At 45.3% G+C, this 20238-nt stretch carries 20 protein-coding genes, 1 tRNA gene and 1 pseudogene; 12 read left to right on the top strand and 10 right to left on the bottom strand.

All coding sequences use genetic code 11. The features are described 5' to 3' along the window. The first annotated feature begins 130 nt into the window (after positions 1 to 130). The 4 genes from QT990_RS30285 (at position 131) to QT990_RS30270 (ending at position 3363) form a co-directional block, all read left to right on the top strand. Positions 131 to 1000, top strand: coding sequence for an aldose epimerase family protein (locus tag QT990_RS30285; protein WP_445305462.1), 870 nt, complete (start codon positions 131 to 133; stop codon positions 998 to 1000). A gap of 68 nt (positions 1001 to 1068) precedes the next feature. After that, a tRNA-Lys gene (locus tag QT990_RS30280) sits at positions 1069 to 1140 on the top strand. Positions 1141 to 1332: 192 nt separating this feature from the next. Then, positions 1333 to 2412: a class II fructose-bisphosphate aldolase gene (gene fba / locus QT990_RS30275; protein WP_006633469.1), complete on the top strand. Its 1080-nt coding sequence runs from the start codon at positions 1333 to 1335 to the stop codon at positions 2410 to 2412. 312 nt (positions 2413 to 2724) lie between these two features. Beyond that, positions 2725 to 3363 (top strand): type I restriction endonuclease, encoded by a 639-nt coding sequence (locus tag QT990_RS30270; RefSeq protein WP_333143082.1) that lies wholly within the window; start codon positions 2725 to 2727, stop codon positions 3361 to 3363. A gap of 45 nt (positions 3364 to 3408) precedes the next feature. On the opposite strand, the gene QT990_RS30265 is transcribed toward QT990_RS30270, so the two are convergent. Further along, entirely contained in the window at positions 3409 to 3750 is a 342-nt protein-coding gene (locus QT990_RS30265) for a DUF433 domain-containing protein (RefSeq protein ID WP_333143081.1), read from the bottom strand. A 661-nt stretch (positions 3751 to 4411) separates the two neighbouring features. Between QT990_RS30265 and QT990_RS30260 the strand changes: the two genes are divergently transcribed. Then, positions 4412 to 5128 (top strand): DUF6088 family protein, encoded by a 717-nt coding sequence (locus tag QT990_RS30260; RefSeq protein WP_333143079.1) that lies wholly within the window; start codon positions 4412 to 4414, stop codon positions 5126 to 5128. A gap of 2 nt (positions 5129 to 5130) precedes the next feature. After that, positions 5131 to 6084, top strand: coding sequence for a nucleotidyl transferase AbiEii/AbiGii toxin family protein (locus QT990_RS30255; RefSeq protein ID WP_333466120.1), 954 nt, complete (start codon positions 5131 to 5133; stop codon positions 6082 to 6084). Between the two features lie 26 nt (positions 6085 to 6110). Here the strand turns inward: QT990_RS30255 and QT990_RS30250 are convergent, their stop codons facing one another. Next, the gene (locus QT990_RS30250; RefSeq protein WP_333466119.1) at positions 6111 to 7481 is read right to left on the bottom strand and encodes an NB-ARC domain-containing protein; all 1371 of its coding nucleotides are present in this window, start codon (positions 7479 to 7481) and stop codon (positions 6111 to 6113) included. Positions 7482 to 7844: 363 nt separating this feature from the next. Here QT990_RS30250 and QT990_RS30245 point away from each other — a divergent pair, with 363 nt between their 5' ends. After that, complete coding sequence (locus QT990_RS30245) at positions 7845 to 8165, top strand: ferredoxin (RefSeq protein WP_333466123.1); 321 nt, start codon at positions 7845 to 7847, stop codon at positions 8163 to 8165. 129 nt (positions 8166 to 8294) lie between these two features. Further along, positions 8295 to 10538 carry a dynamin family protein gene (locus QT990_RS30240; RefSeq protein WP_333466118.1) on the top strand — a complete coding sequence of 748 codons (2244 nt, stop codon included), beginning with the start codon at positions 8295 to 8297 and terminating at the stop codon, positions 10536 to 10538. Positions 10539 to 10709: 171 nt separating this feature from the next. On the opposite strand, the gene QT990_RS30235 is transcribed toward QT990_RS30240, so the two are convergent. After that, a complete protein-coding gene (locus tag QT990_RS30235; RefSeq protein ID WP_333466117.1) occupies positions 10710 to 11045 on the bottom strand; it encodes a XisI protein in 336 nt (111 codons plus the stop codon). Then, a pseudogene (locus QT990_RS30230) lies at positions 11033 to 11445 on the bottom strand (XisH family protein). Before QT990_RS30230 ends, QT990_RS30235 begins: the two are co-directional and overlap by 13 nt. 296 nt (positions 11446 to 11741) lie before the next feature. Between QT990_RS30230 and QT990_RS30225 the strand changes: the two are divergent. Continuing rightward, on the top strand, positions 11742 to 12065 hold the full coding sequence (locus QT990_RS30225; RefSeq protein WP_333466116.1) for a flavoredoxin: 324 nt from the start codon (positions 11742 to 11744) through the stop codon (positions 12063 to 12065). 19 nt (positions 12066 to 12084) lie between these two features. Beyond that, entirely contained in the window at positions 12085 to 12345 is a 261-nt protein-coding gene (locus tag QT990_RS30220) for a hypothetical protein (RefSeq protein WP_242722229.1), read from the top strand. A gap of 38 nt (positions 12346 to 12383) precedes the next feature. Here QT990_RS30220 and QT990_RS30215 read toward each other — a convergent pair whose 3' ends face one another. From QT990_RS30215 to QT990_RS30205, 3 genes are all read right to left on the bottom strand, one after another. After that, positions 12384 to 12614, bottom strand: coding sequence for a type II toxin-antitoxin system Phd/YefM family antitoxin (locus QT990_RS30215; protein ID WP_333466115.1), 231 nt, complete (start codon positions 12612 to 12614; stop codon positions 12384 to 12386). Positions 12615 to 12664: 50 nt separating this feature from the next. Next, on the bottom strand, positions 12665 to 12880 hold the full coding sequence (locus QT990_RS30210; RefSeq protein ID WP_333466114.1) for a hypothetical protein: 216 nt from the start codon (positions 12878 to 12880) through the stop codon (positions 12665 to 12667). A gap of 330 nt (positions 12881 to 13210) precedes the next feature. Then, on the bottom strand, positions 13211 to 13912 hold the full coding sequence (locus QT990_RS30205; protein ID WP_333143066.1) for an alpha/beta fold hydrolase: 702 nt from the start codon (positions 13910 to 13912) through the stop codon (positions 13211 to 13213). 152 nt (positions 13913 to 14064) lie between these two features. On the opposite strand from QT990_RS30205, the gene QT990_RS30200 reads away from it, so the two are divergent. Further along, positions 14065 to 14544: an NUDIX domain-containing protein gene (locus tag QT990_RS30200; RefSeq protein ID WP_333143065.1), complete on the top strand. Its 480-nt coding sequence runs from the start codon at positions 14065 to 14067 to the stop codon at positions 14542 to 14544. Between the two features lie 507 nt (positions 14545 to 15051). Continuing rightward, the gene (locus QT990_RS30195; protein ID WP_333143064.1) at positions 15052 to 16767 is read left to right on the top strand and encodes a hypothetical protein; all 1716 of its coding nucleotides are present in this window, start codon (positions 15052 to 15054) and stop codon (positions 16765 to 16767) included. Positions 16768 to 17529: 762 nt separating this feature from the next. Here QT990_RS30195 and QT990_RS30190 read toward each other — a convergent pair. The 3 genes from QT990_RS30190 to QT990_RS30180 form a co-directional block, all read right to left on the bottom strand. Continuing rightward, positions 17530 to 18267: a class I SAM-dependent methyltransferase gene (locus QT990_RS30190; protein WP_333143063.1), complete on the bottom strand. Its 738-nt coding sequence runs from the start codon at positions 18265 to 18267 to the stop codon at positions 17530 to 17532. Positions 18268 to 18274: 7 nt separating this feature from the next. Further along, positions 18275 to 18472, bottom strand: coding sequence for a hypothetical protein (locus QT990_RS30185; RefSeq protein WP_333143062.1), 198 nt, complete (start codon positions 18470 to 18472; stop codon positions 18275 to 18277). Between the two features lie 86 nt (positions 18473 to 18558). Further along, positions 18559 to 19794, bottom strand: coding sequence for a transposase (locus QT990_RS30180; protein ID WP_333466113.1), 1236 nt, complete (start codon positions 19792 to 19794; stop codon positions 18559 to 18561). Positions 19795 to 20238 lie beyond the last annotated feature (444 nt).

The raw sequence follows: 20238 nt of genomic DNA, 5'->3' as shown, positions 1-20238 counted from the left end.
GTGGCGGCCGGAGCGAGGATGCCGGGGAGGATAGGGGCGGTAATGGGTGAACATCAACATACTAGCGACCAATTATTAACGATCGACTTACTGACAACCAATGATCAATGACCTACTACCAATGACAAATGTGTTTGCGATCGCGCTCAAGCAAAAGCAGTACAAAACCTATATCCTCTCCGACGAAACCGCTAACTCTACTCTAGAAGTTGTGCCGGAACGGGGCGGTATTGCCACTAGCTGGCTGGTTGAAGGCAAAGAAATCTTCTATTTGGACGCGGAACGGTTCGCCAATCCCGATCTAACTGTACGTGGCGGGATTCCCATCCTGTTTCCCATCTGCAGCAATCTCCCCGATAATACTTACACCCACAAGGGAGTGGAGCGTAAGCTCAAACAGCACGGCTTTGCTCGAGACTTGCCTTGGACAATAGGCGAACAAGTTACCGAGGGTTGCGCCGCCCTTACCCTGATTCTCGACAGCAGCGACAAGACGCTGGCTGTTTATCCCTTTGATTTCCAACTAGCCTTCACATATCAGATTAAAGGCAATTCTTTGGAAATTTTTCAGCGATACACCAATCTGTCTGCCGAACCCATGCCGTTTTCTAGTGGTTTGCATCCCTACTTTTTGGCGACGGACAAATCTAAGCTCCGCTTTGAGATTCCGGGGATGCAGTACAGAGATCACAACACCCACCAAAAGGGTTATTTCACAGGGGTTTTTGACGAGACGCTGGATGAAATTGATGTTTCCTTTGACGAGCTCACTGGTCTTGCTGCTACTGTCACTGACGCGGCGAGCGGCTTGCGGCTCACCCTCAGTTACAACTCCAGCTATGGGAAGTTGGTTTTCTGGATGGTGAAGGGCAAGGATTTTTACTGTTTGGAACCTTGGACTGCTCCTCGAAATGCCCTCAACACTGGCGAACACTTGATTTATTTGCAGCCGGGAGCGACTTGCGAGATGCTGGTTCGCATGACTGCAAATTTTATTTAACAAAACACTTGCTATTTCAAATGAGGGGTGCTACTATTAGAAATTGTGTGCGGTAACAATGTTTTCGCGGGTCGCTAGCTCAGCGGTAGAGCATTCGGCTTTTAACCGATTGGTCTCGGGTTCAAATCCCGGGCGACCCATAAAAATTTGTGAGTTAAAAAGTTTGAGTTTTGAGTGGAATGCTTGGAACTCAAAATTTTGTTTGTTGAACTTTTTAGTAAATCTGGAAAGATAGTGCGCGATCGGTGGCAAATTGTCTTAAGATTATCGTAAGAATTGAGCTTGTCCAAAATTCACTGCCCAAAAATCACAAATAATTAGGAGGAATATCTATGGCGCTTGTACCTATGCGATTGCTGCTCGACCACGCGGCTGAAAATGGTTACGGCCTACCGGCTTACAACGTCAACAACATGGAGCAAATCCAAGCGATCATGCGCGCTGCTGACGAAACCAACAGCCCTGTGATTCTGCAAGCTTCTCGCGGCGCTCGCTCCTACGCTGGCGAAAATTTCCTGCGCCACTTGATTTTGGCAGCAGTTGAAACCTATCCTCACATTCCCATTTCCATGCACCAAGACCACGGCAATGCCCCCGGCACTTGCTATTCTGCCATGCGCCAAGGTTTCACCAGCGTGATGATGGACGGTTCTCTGGAAGCAGATGCTAAGACTCCCGCTAGCTACGAGTACAATGTTCAAGTTACTCGCGATGTGGTGAATGTTGCTCATTCGATCGGCGTTAGCGTTGAAGGCGAACTGGGTTGCTTGGGTTCTCTGGAAACAGGGATGGGCGAAGCAGAAGACGGCCACGGCTTTGAAGGTGCGCTTTCTCACGATCAGTTGCTGACAGATCCTGAACAAGCTGTGGATTTCGTTGAGCAAACCGGCGTTGATGCTCTAGCAGTCGCGATCGGCACTTCTCACGGCGCTTACAAGTTCACTCGCAAGCCGACTGGCGAAATTTTGGCAATCAGCCGCATTGAAGAAATTCACCGCCGCTTGCCGAATACTCACTTGGTAATGCACGGTTCTTCTTCTGTGCCCCAAGAATTGTTGGAAATCATCAACAGCAACGGCGGCAAAATCCGCGAAACCTACGGCGTACCTGTGGAAGAAATCCAAAAGGGCATTAAGTGCGGTGTTCGCAAGATCAATATCGATACTGACAACCGTTTGGCGATTACCGCTGCAGTACGCGAAGCTTTGTTTGCGAAGCCCGATGAGTTTGACCCCCGCCACTTCTTGAAGCCGTCGATCAAGTATATGCAGAAGGTTTGTAGCGATCGTTACAACTCTTTCGGTTGCGCCGGTCACGGTACAAAGATTAAGCAAGTGTCTTTGGATGATTTTGCAGCTAAGTATGCTAAGGGCGAATTGAGCTCTTCTGCTAAGAAGACTGTGGCTGTTTAAGAATTTTAGGTTTTAGATTTTAGATTTGTCTGAGGTCTAAAGTTAGGATTGCCGGGTAGCTTTGAAGTTGCCCGGTTTTTGTTTTTGGACACAAATCAATAGAAGTGATATCAAATCCGGTAGCATAGGAATTATTCATCTCTCTGTTCTCTGACTCTGTGTTCTCTGTGTCCTCTGCGGTTTAATCATTCCAATTCAACCGGAATTCATATGATATTGAAAACTGCGATCGCTATAGCAGTTTCCCTATTTTTGCTTACAATGAAGCTAATTTTCCTTGGAAATTCAACCGTTTGAATCAAAGGTGAACGAATGGCAAAGGTTATTGCAGTTACAGAAGCTATTAAAAGCCAAGAGGAGGCTGAATCAAGGTTGAATTTGAGCCGAACTGAGGATGAGGCTTTTTTTACAGAGTGGCAAACCCAATTGCCAAGTCTCAGCGATTCTGAACAGACTGCTTTGGATACGCTACGACGTAGATTGCTATATCATAGAGCCGATGGAGAATTGTTAGAAGGGGCAGTGACATTGTTGGTGGCATCACCTTTGTTAGAACTGGCGGGATTCTACGATCCACCTTTCAGGATGAAGGCTGAAGCTGCGATTGAAATTGCGATCGATGATGGGGAAGAAACCCTGCGCGGACGAATTGATATCTTGATTTTACAGAATCAGCTTTGGGTAATGGTTTTGGAGTGTAAGAAGACTACGATTGCGACGAGATCGGCATTACCCCAAGCATTAGCATACATGATGGCAAATCCTGATTTGGATAAACCGAGATTTGGTATGTTGACGAATGGCGATGATGTGTTGTTTGTGAAACTCAGGGATCAACCTACACCCGAATACGGGTTATCGCGGGCATTTTCGATTTATACTGTGCGAAGTGAATTGCGATCTGCTTTTCAAGTCTTGAAGCATTTAGGGCAAGGCATCACTACCGTCTAAGTTAAGGTGAAGGTATTGCTCATCGGCATAGAGACGTGCCATCTGCTACAAATCCTCGTCCATCACTTCATCGTTTTCCCGAATTTCTGTTTCAATTTCATCGGAGAAAGCTTCGGCGTATGCCCAAGCGTTAGCAATATCAGTCGCAGATAGCGATAGATAGCTTGTGAGTAAATCAGCTTCGCTATAGCCAATGCGACGAGCTTCTACAAGTCCCCAAACGGTGATGCGAGTTCCAGCAATGCAGGCACTCCCGCCACAAACATCAGCCCTTTTTTCAATACCGCGCCAAGGAGTGATTTTGCCTTGGGATAGGAGTTGAACGACTTGAGCTTTTTCGTCGTCAGAGAGTGCCCGCAGTTGAGGCTCTAATTCTTTCAGCGTCATGGCAAACAATGGAATTGCGACTACCGATCATTCTATCGAACCGATCGCCCCATTTACCCGATCGCCCATTGCCACTTCTAGTAATTTGGGTGAAGCGCGGGGAATGCAAGCAATGGTTGTATCCATTACACTGCACGGGCGATCGCCCTCCCCATACGCTTGCTTGCACAACTCAAGCTTTGAAATGTTCTAGGGTACTATAACGCAGCAGATAATCCAGGTTATTTGTCAAGTTTTTTGCCACAAAAACTTGACAATTTAGAAAGTGGTGAGAATAATGGGATTAAGACCCTGACCTGGGATTCAAGGGGTCAGGAACCTCAGCCTAAAGGCATGAGGCTTGAAGGAGAAATCTAACAAGCCATTCTGACCAGCCTAAGTCCTTCGCGGACTACGTTTTTTGAGTCACGACACCCGCTTGATGCGTAGCTAGTCCCCTGCTCTGTCGCTGAGAGTTAAACAGTTCTAAGGTCACGCTTTACAGTGCTTTGGGCCTAACAAGCTCACTAAACATTGACCGACAAGCTAACTTTACTCCGAAAGGAGAACGGGACAACCATATCCCGGCGGGGAGGCAACCATACCTCCCCGGCCCCTCAAGGGGATTCACTTCAATGTAAAGCCGTCCTACGAAGGACGGGGTTTCAAACCCATAATTCTGATGAAAAGGAGTCAAGTCAACACAGCAGAGTTAATTCGCAGACAGATTGAGGAACGGCCAGAAGGCTATTGGCGGCACTCTGACTTTTCTAACCTGCCGTCAACTGCGGTCAGCAAAGCACTTTCCCGAATGGCGGAAAACGGAATTTTGGAGCGAGTCAGCAAAGGACTATACTATCGATCGCGCCCGACTCGATTTGGTCGCAGTCGTCCCTCTCCAAGCGATATCCAAAAACTGCTGACAAAACAAAACTTGCATCCGGCTGGACTGAGTGCGGCTAATTTATTAGGGTTTACCACTCAAAACGCAATTCAAGGTGAATTTGCTACCTCAGCGAACAGTGTCCCCCGCACTATAATTGGTTCTCGCGCCCGAATCCACACTCGCAGACCTGAAACTTGGAATCGCTTAGAAGCGACTGATGCAGCAATGCTTGATTTTTTAAGGTCTAGGGGTAAGTTGAGCGAGTTGTCTCTGACGGAGACTAAGCAAAGGTTGCTAGACTATTTTCGAGAAGGATCTCGCTTTGAACGTTTGCTTGCAGTTGCAGATGCGGAACCGCCGCGAGTACGAGCTATGCTGGGTGCGATCGGACAGGAACTCAGAAAGAGTGTTAAAGAGCTAGAAAAACTCCGAAAAAGCCTAAATCCAGTCTCTCGGTTTGATTTTGGTAAATTCAGCAATCTGAGTTATGCCAAGGAGTGGCAAGCCGAGTGAAAATGTTTGAACATCCTGATTTCCGCGATGCTGTCATCGCAGCTAGGGAACATTTCGATCGCTTTGGACTCACCGAACAATTCATCGAGAAAGATTACTATGTCACCTCGGCGCTGCGAATTGTGGCGAATCAGTGGCGTACTCAAGTCATTTTTAAAGGCGGAACCAGCCTCTCGAAGGGGTGGAAAGTGATAGAACGATTCTCGGAGGATATCGATCTGTTTTTGAACAAACAGGCATTCGTTCCTCCCCTTGGTGCAAACAGAATTGACAAAGAATTAGCAGCAATCGAAAGTGCTGTGGGAGAGCATCCTGCTTTGACGCTAGAACCTGATTCGTCCAAGCGGAAGCGGGGGGTTTTTCGCAATAGCTATTTCAGCTACACTCAGCAATTTTCGGGCAATCAGGCGATCGCCAATCGTGTATTCTTAGAAATGGGAACTCGCAGCGGCACTTATCCTACGCAGACTGTACAACTGTCTTCCTATGTGGCTGAATTTCTGCGTGAAATTGGGCAGAGTCTTGATACTGAAGATGAATTGCCTTTCTCTATGCTATTGCTGGACTTTCGGCGCACCTTTGTTGAGAAGCTGTTTGCAATTCACTCTAAAGTAGTGAAGATTCAGCAGGATGGGGAATCAATTGGAATCTACGCCAGACATTACTACGACCTGTTTTGTTTAGCTCAAAAGTCCGAAGTGCGCCAAATGTTCCAAACTGAGGAATACAGCCAGATTAAAGAGGATTGCGATCGCATTAGCCGCGAACACTTCCCAGATTATCAGCCGCCGTCAGCGATGAATTTTTCCAACAGTTCGGCTCTCTTCCCAACAGGAGAACTGCGTCAAACTATTGCTAGAGAATACGAACAGCAGTGCGGTAGACTCTGCTATGGAAATTATCCATCATGGGGGGAAATTGAAGCTTGTTTTGAAGCAGTTCGCGATCGGCTTTGACTGTTGAGCCTGAAGTATATCGTTGGTTATAACCCTTTGATATATTCCCTGATTACTGGCGGCAGAGTGTAAAAATTTGCTTGTTGTTCAATCAAGCAGCGCCGCGATAGAGATTGCAGCGCATTTAGCAAATCTGAAGCCGGAATTATGTCATTTTCTAGCAATTTTGCCCGGTTGATTGGCTGGCTTTCTTTCGCCAACAAAGAGATTACTTGTTTTTCTAGTTCGGATAGGCGATCGAACTGCTGCTGTAAAACATCTTTCAAATCTTCTGGCAACAATATCGTATCATTTGGTAATAACTCTGTCACGCCTCCTCCCAAGTCTTGAATCAGATTCGCCACGCTTTTTAACCATAGGGGGTTGCCTTGGTAGCGATGAATAAAAGTTTCACTGTTGTCGCTTTCTTCTAACCCATAATCTCTGAGTATTTCCCGTGCGGCGGCGATGTGTAAACCTTTGACTTGTAAAGTGCGAATAGAAGTATTTTGGCTTTTAACTTGAGTCACTTCTCTCGGTTGTTCCCAACCGATTAACATCAAGCAGCTTGGATGGGATAATTTTTCTATTTGTTTGAATAAGGAGCGATAGTCTTCGGATTCTGGTTTATATTTTCCAGCCAATTCGCCGCTACAGAAAACGTTGTGAACGTCATCTAAGACTATTAAACAGCGATGGTTTTGTAAATACTTAATCAGCGGTAAGCGTTTCTGATTTGTGGGGGATAAATCTTGTTTTTCGGAATTGGAAAAAAGCTGTGTTAGGTTAGATTGAAATTTTTCTAGGGTGGGGAATTCCTCTAGAGTGTACCAAACTGCGTACTCAAACTCGTCTTTAATTTGTTGTACGAGTTGTACTGCTAGGGTGGTTTTGCCGATACCGCTGATGCCGGTGAGGGTGATGAGGCGACAGCGTTGTTGTAGAATCCAGGTGGTGAGGGTGTGGAGTTCGGGAGTGCGATCGAAGAAATCGCCTAATTCTGGCATTTCGCTTAAATCTTGATGTAGAGTTTTGGTTTGTTTTGGGTTAGATGTTGCGTCATTATGTGAGTTTGATATATCTGGCGGGTGTCTAGGTTCTCCACACAGGTTAAAGATACCAATTCCTACAACATCTTTTGCAAAGTTTGAAACATTAGAGACTTGAAACCTGTGAATTGCCGATCGAAAATTCTTTTTATTGACATCTTCTCCCAACTCTTCTGAAAGTAATTGCCATAATTCCGAAGCCGCATTCCTAACACGACTTTCAGAACAGTCAAAGTCTTTGGCTAAGTGCTTGTATGTATCGTGTTGTAGAGTTGCTTTTACTACCGCTTCTTGTAAATCGTCAAGGTGTTGACCCGTTTTCTCGAAGACTATCTTATCTGCAAGATGTAACATTTCTTTAAGATTCATTGGCTCAAGAGGCTAGGATAATTTTGTGTAGTATGGCACAGTTTTAGACATTTTAGTATATTTTTAGATATTTGAGTACAAAGTTAGATTTAAAGAGATTAAAATTAGGGAAAATTGGGGGCAAAATAGTACATTTTGGGACTGGGCAAACTTGGGATTTATGAACGAGACTTGGAGAAGTCAATCGTAAATTCTAAGGATTAAATACTTGCTATTTTATCCTCTGTAACACTGCTTTAGCCAGCAAATGCGGTTTAATTAAAGGAGAAGTAACTCATGGCTGTTGACGTTTTTGTTCAAGCTTTTTCACAAGAGCTGCTTAAATATGCTGGACGAGTAGCAGCCCAAAAATTTATTGAGTATATAAAGCAAAATGGTTACGAACAAGGGACTTATTTTGTAACGCTTATTAATGAAGCGGAGGGGCTAGATATAACAATTCAAGTAGCCCCTGATGAATATATCCTTGACGCTGCTGAAGAAGCAGGTATTGATTTGCCATATTCCTGTCGTGCAGGTGCTTGTTCAACCTGTACAGGAAAACTTTTGAGTGGAACAGTCGATCAATCAGATCAGTCATTTTTGGATGACGATCAGCTTAGAGAAAAGTTTGTATTAACCTGTGTTGCATACCCAACTTCAAATTGCATCATTAAAACTCATCAGGAGGTGGAGCTATATTGAATAGGTAACATTAAAGCTACTTTTAGACGGGAATGACACTGTATAAGGCCTTGGAGTAAGGCTTCTTGTCAGTCGTCAAGATGCTGACCAATTTTCTTGAACAATCTTGGTATAAAAGAGAGTAAAACAATGAATAACGCTAAGAGCCAACAATCTAAGATTACGCATTTGCAAAGTGAAGCTCTTGACATTTTACAAAAAAGCAGTTCGCTGATAGCTCAAGTTGAATCGGTGTTGAAGAGTGGATATACCAAAGAAAAAGATATTATTGATAACGAAGTCAGAAAGGTTGCAAAGGCAGAGCTATCAATTTCCATCATTGCCCCTATGAAGGCAGGAAAATCTACGGTTATCAATGCTATCAGTGGGATGAAATTACTACCTTCCCATAACAAAGGAATGACAACTTTACCCACGGAAATTGAACTTGTTATAGGTGTAGAGAATCCGTCTCTTTCAGTGCCTAATGAGGCTAAATTTGTCTTACAAAAATTGATTTTAAATCTCAAAAAGCAAGTTAATCGGAGAGGTAACAAGTGGGTGGAAGATCAGCTTCAAGAGTATAGTTATCTTTTTGGTTTGGCTAAGGATATCCAAGCTGGAAAATGGGACACTCTTCTGACCCAAGTGAATGGTACAGAGAGTATTTCTGAATTTCTGACAGGAATAAATCATATAGTCCGAATGTGTCTCCTGATGGAAGTCGAGGTAGATGATATCATTTCCCTACAAGAATATCCAAGAATAACAGCACCTTTTATTCCCTTCTCTAACATTCCTAGCTCTGGCTCCATCGGAAAACTTGTACTAATAGATACTCCGGGCGCTGATGAAGGTAGTTCTAATGAGAAAATTCAACAGATGTTGAAGAAAATTCTTTATGCTGTAATGTCTAGACAATTGGAGCAAAGCTCATTGGTGTTAACAGTTGTTGACTACACGGTGTCTAACAATGCAGCAGCTATCGATATGCTTAACGCAGTAAGGAAAATGGTAGCTGACAGAGGTGCTGAAAATATCTATGTCTTGTGCAACAAATATGATGCAATGAAATCTGGGGAACAGAATGAAGCCCAAATTAAGAAAGATGTGGGCAAGAAGTTTGAGGGCAGTGATTTTAATCCTGAGAAACAGGTATTCTGTGTATCAGGGTTATACGCCTTAGCTGCGAGAGAGTTTTACAAAGAGTATCAGCGAAATAAGAAAGGGCTGAGTAAAGAAAGTCCTATTATGCGTTCGCTTTTTGAAGCTCAATTTGGTGCTGGCACAAGAACCGATCGCCAGTTGGAAAGAGCCACTATCGAATCAGCAAAAGACTTGGCTGATGATTTGTGGGAAGATTCTCTTTTCAGTAACTTTTTAGAACCAGTCATTGAAGGTTTGATACCTAATGCGTTGGAACTCAGCATAAATTCAGCACTTAAGGTATGCCGAAGTAAGCTTTCCCACATATCCGATCAAATTAAGCTACAGCGTAGTGGACTTGATAAAGAAGCAAACGACTTAAGCCTTATGATAAGTTCGCTTCAAACCCAACTCGAAAATTTCGAGGAACAAAGAAGCAGCCTTAACAAAGTAACTAATCTCACGGATAAATTGCGAAGAGACGCACAGTTAACTCTTTCTATTGCTTTTCAAGATAAGGAGCTTCCAGGCGAGATTAAGCAAATTTTCTCAGATGGCAATCAAACTTATGAGGGAGCTTATGCCGAGATGAGTAAAGATAAGTTCAAGAGTTGGAAGGATAAGATTGAGAAAATTGCTGAACAAAAGATACAGAATGCTATAGATTCTGCACTTTCAGCAATCAGCAAGCAAGTAGATTATACGATGGGTGATATCCGTCGTTTCTTAGAAGAAAATACAGAACCCCTTGTGAAGAAAATTAAATCCGATATTGAAAAAGCTTTTAGCGTTGATTTATCTCCCTTGCGGTTGGATCTTAAGGTATCAGGGATCAGCACGTCTCGCTATATATCATTTGATTACGAATCTAAGAAAAATTCATTTCTTAAGAAAACTGCCCAATTCTTCTTTAGCGACACGGTTTGGTGGACTGATGAAACCTACACAGTCTCAAGGTCAAAGTTTGAGACTCAATTCAGTACAAAAATGGAAGACAATCGGCAATCGATAGAAAGAGCGGTGGATGCTTTTATCAATAAAGATATTAAAGAAGCAATCAATCAATATTTTGAGCAAATTGATGGCTATCTGGAAAGTTACAGGAATGGTTTAAAAAAATCTTTGGAGAACCAAAAACTTAGTAGCACTGAGAAAGAAGAATTGGCTTCTCAGTTAGATACACTGAGTCCTGACATGGCTAAATTGATAAATATACTGAATGAATTGGAGGAGAAAAAGAATTTGTAATAAAAGCATCTGAGACTTTATTGCAGCGGACGGGCGATTTCTGAGCTAACGTGTCGTAGGCGATCGCCCCTCACAGCAAATACCAAACACTGCGATGATTGTACAGAGTGCGATCGCCCATCACGCATCAAGATCGATCGATGTCTGCAACCAAAAGCATCAACGTTAGTTTTAACCCACTGCAAATTCTGTGAACTGACGCATATAAGGTGGATGAAACCCAACCACAATGTCTGACTTCGGCACACCTATATTAACCAGCTCTTGCCCTAAATCGATTTCAGTTCCATTCTGCTGAATCCAGATTTTGCCATCCTTAATATCGAGATGTATAGGACAACCGTAAACTCGCTGTTTGTTATCCCAACCCACTCGAACAACTTGATAATGATTGTGTTCTATGTCAAAAACAACTTGCACCTCTACTTCTCCATAAGAAGGCTTGTATGCAGCATATTTCGTGAGAATTTGTTTGATACAATCCCGATATTTTTCTATTTTTTCCATAAAGCTATCACCTCTTCTTCTACATCATAGACCAATAATTTTAACTGGTAATCTTCCACAACAGCGTTTGTAAATTCACGCTTAAATAAATCGTTATACGCCGTCAAAGGAATTGCCAAAAATAGCTGACGTTGGGGGTCTTTAAACTTGAGTGCTGTACGGTAGTTGATAAATTGTCCAACCGCTAAATGAAAATCTGTTATCGCTGAAGTATTCAAAAAGCTTTTGATTTCTACAGCAATTTTCTCGCCCTGCCGTTCGGCTGCCAGCAGACGTTCCGCCCCCTGATCGATTAACATATCAACTCCACCCACACTGATGGAAAGTGGGTCATCTATAATCTGCCAACCTTTTGCAAGGCAATCTTCACAACATCATGAAATTTATCCTTTGCTGACATAAAGCCCTGATGACAAACAATTATAATTATACTGGCATTAATTGAGGTGTGTGAGTGCAATTCAGGTTGTTGACTTACCGAATCAAGCCTCGCGTGCGTGAAGCGAAGCTATCCCGTAGGGAATCGCCCTCTCGTAAGGCTTGTCCAAGGGAGTGCGAGATCCCTTCACAGCAAATACCAAACAATCCGATGATTGTACGGATAGCGATGCTTGAGTTAAACAAAAGATCGATCGCCCTATGGGCAAACATTTCTGCTAAAGTATAGCGCGTACTTAAATCAAACAGCCTATACTTGTGGAAAGAATTCCAAACGAGGCCTTAGTAGTTCGTGGCGGTCGTAATCGCCCAGAAGATATTAAACGCAGTACGGCAACTCACCCCAGCGGCATCACGGGAATTTCTGTAGAATGTGCAGTAGGATTATCTGTAGCAGAGTTAGCAGTGACAATCCCTCATGGACAAGTTGGTGTGACGACAGTGGGTGAGGTTCGATCGTCCGATGGAGATGTCATCCGTACTTCTGGCCGAAGCCCAAATCATGCAACATTAACTGGCTTAACACCAGAACAAGCAAGTCTGCTGCTGACACCAACGATTCCTAATCCATCACAACAATAATCCTAAGTAAAGTAAAAATATGAAATATCCCAGAATCTTTGCAGATTTTCATAATGCGGATGAGCAGGGTCGCCTTCGCCTAAATTGCGTTGGTACGATTGAAGATTTGAGTCGCCAAAATATTAAGTTGGAAGATGGCAAATTTTTAGCATTGTATGACGAAGAGTTAGAAGTCGATGGCGTAGTGCAATATTCAGAAGAGGAAAGTCTTTGGGTTGCAGTAATTGATTGGAAGCAAATTAGGCAAGTAGAGGATATGCTTGTTCAAGCAACAGTCTAGTGCGATCGCCAGCTAAATGCGGGTATCAAGTAAAAGTTTCATTCCAAAACTTCCCACAGTTCGGCGACAGGAGCAATTAAATCTCCCAATATTTCACCGCTTCCTTTCATTGCACCAAAGGTGGGGCGTGGATCTTGGGTGGTCGCAGGATAAATAATCACTAATGCTTTCCCTTCATGGATGACGGTTAAAGGGGTTTTGGTACGTTCGATCTCTATAAGTAGAGTCGGGAGGGTTTGAGGTAATTCAGTCGTGGTAATTTGTGCCATTTGTTTACCTTTCACAATCTTATTCTATTTCTACTATGATAATGCGAGGATTAGACGGAAAGCGATGCTTGAGTGAAAAAAAAGCGATCGCCCCTCGCACCAAATACCAAACACTGCGATGATTGTACAGAGTGCGATCGCACATAATCATCATCCCTAATTTGCGATCGACCTCCCGCATCAATTCTCAACAAAGCATCAGGCTGAAATTCGTTATCTGCGTCCAAGCGCACAGTAGCATTTTCGCCCAATTCCACCCCAGCCAACGTATAATTTGATTGTGTGGTTCGCCGTGACTTCTGAATCTTACCGATGATGCCACATAAAATATTTTTTTAATCTATTCAGTTAGCCATAAAAATTCAAGTAAACATAGCATCACGGGAGCGAGTTTTGTCGCATTAAACTCGCTCCTAAGCTGTTCTGCATTTAAACTACACAGTCAAAATTTGATAAAGTTCTTGTGGGGTGGGCGTCTCGCCCGCACAAAAAATGCAATTTAGATGTAGAACAGCTTAATATCAAATTTTAACTAAATCCGCCCCTTAAACCTTCTGCTTCTTCCTTCGCGTCCTTCGCGTCTTCGCGGTTCATTTCTAACACAAATACCCAATCCAAGCCGGCAAAACCTCCGGCGAACCGTACCACTTCCCCGGAGAACGAGGCGAATGCCAAACCCCCTCCAACACCAAATTTTCAGCCCCGTCCAAAACAGCAGCTTCCACCGGCGTAATTCCATCTCCCCAAGTTTCGCCCTTCCCCACAGTCAACTCATAACTTTTATAAGCCAGCCAAGTCCCAAAACCGCGTTTGCCAAAAACAGCCTTCCCAGCAGCGCACACGTAGCGCACCTGCGGGTGAAAAGCCCCCGGATAGTGAATTTTGACAAAATCTAGATTTTTGCGCGTCCAGCGCTCTTGAGAGACGTGCGGCGTGCCTAAAGTGATTAAAGTATTCACATAAGGGTGAGCTTCCCACAAACCCGCGTCCTCAAGCACGTCGCCGTGAATCGTGTAAGGCTTTTCGCCCAAATAGATGCGAGAAATCCAGCCGCCGGCGGAATGACCGACGAGATTGATCTGGGGAACGCCGTATTGCTGTAACATTTGTTTGACCGTGCGATCGAGCTGTCGCAAAATTGGCACCATCGACCGCCCGCCAAAAGTCGGCAACCAATCTCCCTTGCCCAGAGGCACTGTTACTGTTGGGAAACCTCGATCGACCAGAGACTTTTCTAATTCCCGATAGTCGGAAGCAGCAGCAAAATATCCTGGTAAAATCACGGTTGGTAATGGCATGGTCAATTTTAGATTTTAGATTTTAGATTTTAGATTTTGCGGTCGGAGTGCTACGATCTGTTTTTCAAGTTCAAAGACACTTGCCGAAGCATCCTTTGGATTGCTAACATCTGCCACTCGTTAAACCTTTTGCTTAGGGAATATCTACTTCTATGGCTCGCGAGCCGATTCAAACATGGTATTTTACCCTAGTTGTCGTTCACTTAGAAGACCGTTTTCTACTGGTACAAGAGCGCAAGTACGAGCAGCAGTGGTATCTGCCAGCAGGGCGAGTGGAAAAAGGGGAGACTTTGCTCGAAGCTGCTATGCGTAATACCTTTGAGGAAGCGGGCATTTCCATCATCGTTGAGGGAATTCTCCGGGTAGAACACACAGTGATGCCTAGGGGCAATGTGCGCCTCCGAGTCATTTTTGTTGCTCGTCCAGAAGATAAGACGCCGCCCAAGAGCAAGCCGGATGAGCATACTTTGTGCGCTGGCTGGTATTCTCTCAAGGAATTAGACCAGTTGTCGTTGCGGGGAGAGGAAGTTCGGGAAATGTTTCAATATATGGCAAGCGGCGCTCCAATTTATCCCATCGACTTGCTCACCATCGAGGGAGCTCCTTTTAAAAATTACCGCTATCGCTGGTGAATCCATCGATTTTGGATTTGGGATTTTGGATTTTCGATTTGAGACTTCGGCGTGAGTGCGATCGCCCTTACGATTTTAGATTTACTTGCAGCGCAGTGAATCAGGGAGCAGGAACTTTAATTTACAATTTGTAGAATCGACCCTGACGCTAGTGTCGGGGGCTTGTACTCATTTTGGGGCGGGGCTACCGAGGGACTGCGGGCTGGGCTGACAGCCACTCGATCAGTTTTTTGATGGCGTAACCGAATTGGAAACGCCGATCCATCGAACTTGTCGATCGTGTTTAATAAATTTGGTTCAGTTTCGGGCCCATGAATTTTCATCAAGGTCGATCGGGCAACTGCGAGGGCGATCGTGCTAAAATTATACCTTTGAATTCCCAACATCTCCTCATTAAAACGAATTTACACTCAATCACAACCACAACAATATAAATTACCAATCCCCCAATCACTCAATCTCCCAATCCCCCAATCTAAAATCTAAAATCTAAAATCTAAAATTTAAATGACTGACTCTTCCTCCCTAGCCAACACCCTTTCCGAACCGCTGCGCCAGCCTTTTTGGTGGGCAGCCCTAGCTTCTGTGGGCCTTCACGGAGTCCTCGGAGCAACCGCCCCGACGCTCTCAAACATAATTTATGGTGGAAATTCCTCAAAAAATATCCCCGGTTCTGTCGGCTTAGTAGAACTAACTCCCGCAGAAGCCGGCCGCCTGCCACAAACCATACCACCGAAACCGTCTAATACGCGATTTACGCCATTTTCGATCGCACCAGTTCCCCTTCGGCCAGGGCCAAAGTTAGCCCCGCCCTTGCCCCCCGCACCAGATACCATCAACTTGCCCGCCATGCCGCCGGGGATGCCCCCTCCTGGATTCTTTTCGCCTCTGCCTCCTTCCCCTCTCCCGCCCTTCACGGCCCCAACAGCCCCACCACCTCCCAAAACTCCATCCCCAACAGTCAGAGCCCCCTCCCAGCCAATACCCACTTTCGTCCCACCCGTACCTCCCAGCGGTTTTCTTTTCCCGCCCTTACCTGGTAATTTCGATCCCAATATCCCGCAACCACCCTCGCTGCCAGAACCGCCCCAGCTTCCCGGCGGCGGCTCGGAAGATGAAGCAGAGGCGCTCAAAAAGATCATAGCCAGTAGAGGCGGACTTCCACTATTTCCAGACGGAGCTCCAGTCTTTACCCCGGAATTCCCAATTGGCAGGAATGTGGGACCCGATGGAGTACCAAAATTGACTCAAAAAGATCCCAATAAAAGGAATCTCATCGCAGAAACTCCCGAAGAAAGAATCAGGAGACAACAATTTGAAGAGGGACAGCGACAGCTAGGACAGTCCGGCCAACCGGGTGCAAACTTACCCACCGACAGAGAGACACTGCTGGCGGCTGGAGAGACCTATGTTGCTTTGTTTGATAAATTCCAAAAGGCTTATCCTGACTTGGAAACGACGGGCCCGACTCCTGTGCCTGTCCCTTATCCCGTAACAGCTTGCTCGCAAAAACTCCAAGGAAGAGCAGTTTTTGGAGCAGTTGTCAGCCCTCAAGGCTTGCTCAAGGCCGAGCCACAGCCGATCGTCCCGACGGGTTACGGTATTCTCGATAATGCGGCTAAAATTGCGATTATTAGCCCTTCTCTAACATTTGAAGCAGCCAGCACGCACAAGCTTTACCAACTGACTGTCGAGTTTAAGTACGACGAAAAACTTTGTAGTGGCATTCCTCTCACCCCAACCAGGCCCAACCCACCAGGCCAGCCGCAGCCCGCGCCCGCGCCGACAGCGCCCAGCAGACCAACAGGCCAGCCACCTTCCCCAGCGCCTACTGAAGTGAAACCGCAGTTTGAGAAGCCGCCGGCCCCCTCCACCAAACCGCAGCCAGGGGCCCAACCGTCGCCGCCCGCACCCAAGCCCGCGGCTCAACCGTCGCCCTCGCCTGAACCGAAACCAGCCGCGGAACAGTCGCCTTCTCCTCAACCGCAACCAGCCCAAGAGTCCCCGCAGCCCGAAGCTGCGCCATCTCCAGCCGCCGAAGTGTCTCCGCAGCCCCAAGTGTCGCCATCTCCGGCCCCGGAAGTGTCACCATCGCCGGAAGCTGCCCCATCTCCTGCCGCCGAAGTGTCACCATCTCCGGCCCCGGAAGTATCGCCATCTCCGGCCCCGGAAGTGTCACCATCGCCGGAAGCTGCCCCATCTCCTGCCACTACCGAAAATTAATTGGGCATCGGTAATTGGCAATCGGTATTGTAAAACTTCATTAAGTTTCTCGTCAAAGATAGTCAGGAGTAGTATATGCTGACTGATCAGAAGGATTTGGACTGCCCAAGCAACCGCTTTCAACGCGGCATGAATTTACGAGCCACACCTATCACTCATCCAGCTAGCCGATTGGCAAACACATCCACAGAGGTTTGTACAAAACCGCAGATGGTTTGTTAATTAATGCGCTCCGTGAATGGGTATTACATGATCGTGGCAAAAGCACTCCCAAAAGCATTGAGCAATGGGATAGGGAGCTGCGTAGCTGGGCCAATGCGGGTCAATCCGCTCAAAGTAAAAGTGAAGGGGGAGGGGCCGAAGGCCTCCCATGTCATTTAATAGATGACTATACTTTTACCAGCTATGGGAATGGGTAATATCTGACATCTTGCAGCAATATCAATAAGAGGATTTTTCGTGGGGTCGGGCGGGTTTATAGATCCTATTTGCAAGCTTTAAGGCTGTTGGCGAACCCGCCCCTACGGCTAATTGAGAATGGTGCAAGATCTCAGTAATATCCAATATGCTTGCTTCACTGTTGTGAGTTAGTAGTTAGTAGGGTGCGTCAGCTTGAATATTTGTTGCTTCTCCAACTAATTTCAACTTGCTGACGCACCTTACTTTCTCCACTAAGAATCAAGTTGTTTTTCGTTTGCCAAACCCGGCTTTGGACGATTGAAATTTTGACTACAAAGCTTATTACCTATTCCCCTTAACCTCTCAATTGTATTCAACTTTATACATTTGAAATAAGTCACCACTTTGCTTTTTTACTACCTTAGCGCCAGCAGCTTTTATCATTTTTTCCCAATCTTCTATTGTCTCTAAAAATACTTCTCCGGCTCGATAAGTTTCCAAAATTGCCCAATCTTCTGCTAAAGGAGCATTGGGGTTGAGGACATCAAAAACAAAATGACCGCCCGGTTTTAATACCCGCTTTACTTCTCCCATGACAATACTCCAATAGTCTATGGGATAGTAACAGCTAAAGCCTGTAGCGAGGCATAAATCGAACTGAGCCTCCTCGTAATTTAATTGGTGAGCGGGGGCCCATTCTACACCTTTGAACAGCTTAGAATTGAGCTGAGGGCCGCGAGCGTTTAAGGCATCTCGCGCGGCGCTGCTGATTTCTTGACCGTAAAAATATGCTTCCCAATCCCGCCAAGGGTAGATGAGAAAGCTGACTCCGCAGCCAATGTCTAAACAGCGCTGATTTTTTTGAGGTTTGGCAATTTTCCAGAAGGGAGAAACTGTTTTTGCTTGGAGAGTTCCTGCAACTGATTCTAGGAAAATCGGCATTGCTTCGACTTCTTCGGGTAAGGCGAAAGCTTCTCCTCGGTATTCGCGATCGAATCGAGAAGCGACTTGCGACAGTAAGACTTGCCAGCTATCTGATTTTCCTTTAGCAAACCAAGTCTGCTCCTGACCCGCTACTGGGCGATCGGACTTTTTAGACATTCTTGAATTACCTTTTAGAAGCTTTGAGAGCTTTTGTAAAGTTTTGGCGGTAAGGCTTATTAAAAATTAACGCGGGCCAGAGCAGCGAGAGCTTCAGGCGATTTGTAAAACTTCGATCGAAGTTAGTGCGATTGAACCCATTCCAAAATTTCCAAATACCGCCACCGTAAGCGATCAGCAATGCCAAGCTAATTAACGTACTCATTTAAAAAACCCCTAAGCAATGGATAGGATTTTGGTTGACAACTCCTCGGCCCGAAGGCACGAGGATTCTTGGTTCATTGGGACTACTCATGTAGCTTGCCCTCCCCAAAATTCACGCTCGTTTTGCCCAACCGCTGTATATCCACGCTGCAATACTACTTGCGCGGCTGCAACATCTCGATTTGTTTCATAGCCACACGTTTGACATTTATGCACCCGTTGGGATAGTTCTTTTTTGCCTGTATGAGTTTGACATAAGGGACAAGTTTGACTTGTTCGGTTCGGGTTTACCTTGGCAAAGTATGCACCTCGCTTAAAGCAAACATGGCTCAAGATATTCAGGAACTGACCAAACCCTGCATCAAGCGTGTGCTTGGCACACATTCCGGCTGACATTGCTTTGAGGTTCAAGTCCTCCGCAAATACTGTTTGGGCACAGGTACATAAATGATGTGCAGTCTTGAAATGAAAGTCTTTGCGGCTGTTCGAGATGTATTCGTGGTGCTTCGCTATTTGGTGTTGAATTTGACGAAACTTTCTAGAGCCTTTTTTCTTACGCTTGAGTTGACGTTGCAGCAATTTCAGCTTGCGTTGTCCATCCACAAAGAATCGAGGTCTATCAATCAATTCACCATCAGAAGTTGCCAAAAAATGTTTTAACCCTAAATCAATCCCTAATCCATGTCCTGAAGGTGAGGCTTGAGGTACTTCGACATCACATTGCAAAGTGAGCATGGCATAGTAGCCAGAAGCCCTTTTAATAACGCGAATTTGCTTGACATCAAACCCTTCAGGGATTGGACGCGACAGGTGCATTTTGACGGGGCCAATCTTGGGCAGGTTGACCCAATCGGTACCATCAAACTGTTTAACGGATTCTAAATTCAATTGAGGAAACACAAATGAGCGCATCCGCTTTTTGAATCTAGGAAAACCGTGTCCTCGTTCCCACATCGCCACAAACGCTGCCTCTAGTTGGCGCAACGCCTGCTGCAATACATGGGTGTGAGGCAGTTTCAACTCAGGAATTAACTTCTTTGCTTTTGCCAATGATTTGCATTGGCCCGCAAAGGTTGGACGCGGTGCATCAGCAGGGATGATGTATTCCTGCTTCATGCTGCACGAGTTGATATCACACTTACGAGAATTGACCCAATCTTTTCGTTCTCGCAATGCAAAGTTGTAGACCTTGCGGCAAATATTGAGCCACTGGTCGAAAGTCTGGCGTTGCGTATCGGTAGGAATGAGCTTGTACTCGTAGGTTAGATTCAACATACAACCATTGTATAACCAGCCTGAATAAATGCGGTGCTGTTTATTCAAAAACCTTGCTTGAGAGATTCCGAACCGAAAGTCCCCCTAGAAGGGGGAGGCTTGTATCCCATTTTTTTGGTCTGCTAGTCAAAGCGCTACCCTTAATCTATCATTTATCAGATGCCAAAGCGCACCGATACCCCTAATAATTCCCCCTTCAGAAAGAGACTTCAAAATCCCCGCTGGCCACAAACTTAAAAATAACACCCCCGAAATAGCTTTCACGGAGCAAGCAAGAAGGGACTTCTGCCAAAAGCCGATGATTCTGAGGGCTTATACCATTTTAGATTGAAGAATTGAAGAATTAAAGAATTGGGAATGACTGATGACATAAGGGTTTGGAGCTTGCCTACAGTTGCATTCTTTTTTTAAACTGGTATTGTAAAACTTCATTGAGTTTATAAGCAATTATAAACAATAATGGTATTATATTGTTGTGAGTGCGATTCGTTT

Source organism: Microcoleus sp. T3_B1 (assembly GCF_036700445.1).
GTDB lineage: Bacteria > Cyanobacteriota > Cyanobacteriia > Cyanobacteriales > Microcoleaceae > Microcoleus.
This window is presented reverse-complemented; position numbering and strand designations above follow the sequence as displayed.

What these genes read in the sequence shown, in the direction of transcription:
- fba (WP_006633469.1), top strand. Translation starts at nt 1,333, where the DNA reads ATGGCGCTTGTACCTATGCGATTGCTGCTCGACCACGCGGCTGAAAAT.
- QT990_RS30270 (WP_333143082.1), top strand. Translation starts at nt 2,725, where the DNA reads ATGGCAAAGGTTATTGCAGTTACAGAAGCTATTAAAAGCCAAGAGGAG.
- QT990_RS30265 (WP_333143081.1), bottom strand. Translation starts at nt 3,750, where the DNA reads ATGACGCTGAAAGAATTAGAGCCTCAACTGCGGGCACTCTCTGACGAC.
- QT990_RS30260 (WP_333143079.1), top strand. Translation starts at nt 4,412, where the DNA reads ATGAAAAGGAGTCAAGTCAACACAGCAGAGTTAATTCGCAGACAGATT.
- QT990_RS30255 (WP_333466120.1), top strand. Translation starts at nt 5,131, where the DNA reads ATGTTTGAACATCCTGATTTCCGCGATGCTGTCATCGCAGCTAGGGAA.
- QT990_RS30250 (WP_333466119.1), bottom strand. Translation starts at nt 7,481, where the DNA reads ATGAATCTTAAAGAAATGTTACATCTTGCAGATAAGATAGTCTTCGAG.
- QT990_RS30240 (WP_333466118.1), top strand. Translation starts at nt 8,295, where the DNA reads ATGAATAACGCTAAGAGCCAACAATCTAAGATTACGCATTTGCAAAGT.
- QT990_RS30235 (WP_333466117.1), bottom strand. Translation starts at nt 11,045, where the DNA reads ATGGAAAAAATAGAAAAATATCGGGATTGTATCAAACAAATTCTCACG.
- QT990_RS30220 (WP_242722229.1), top strand. Translation starts at nt 12,085, where the DNA reads ATGAAATATCCCAGAATCTTTGCAGATTTTCATAATGCGGATGAGCAG.
- QT990_RS30215 (WP_333466115.1), bottom strand. Translation starts at nt 12,614, where the DNA reads ATGGCACAAATTACCACGACTGAATTACCTCAAACCCTCCCGACTCTA.
- QT990_RS30205 (WP_333143066.1), bottom strand. Translation starts at nt 13,912, where the DNA reads ATGCCATTACCAACCGTGATTTTACCAGGATATTTTGCTGCTGCTTCC.
- QT990_RS30200 (WP_333143065.1), top strand. Translation starts at nt 14,065, where the DNA reads ATGGCTCGCGAGCCGATTCAAACATGGTATTTTACCCTAGTTGTCGTT.
- QT990_RS30195 (WP_333143064.1), top strand. Translation starts at nt 15,052, where the DNA reads ATGACTGACTCTTCCTCCCTAGCCAACACCCTTTCCGAACCGCTGCGC.
- QT990_RS30190 (WP_333143063.1), bottom strand. Translation starts at nt 18,267, where the DNA reads ATGTCTAAAAAGTCCGATCGCCCAGTAGCGGGTCAGGAGCAGACTTGG.
- QT990_RS30185 (WP_333143062.1), bottom strand. Translation starts at nt 18,472, where the DNA reads ATGAGTACGTTAATTAGCTTGGCATTGCTGATCGCTTACGGTGGCGGT.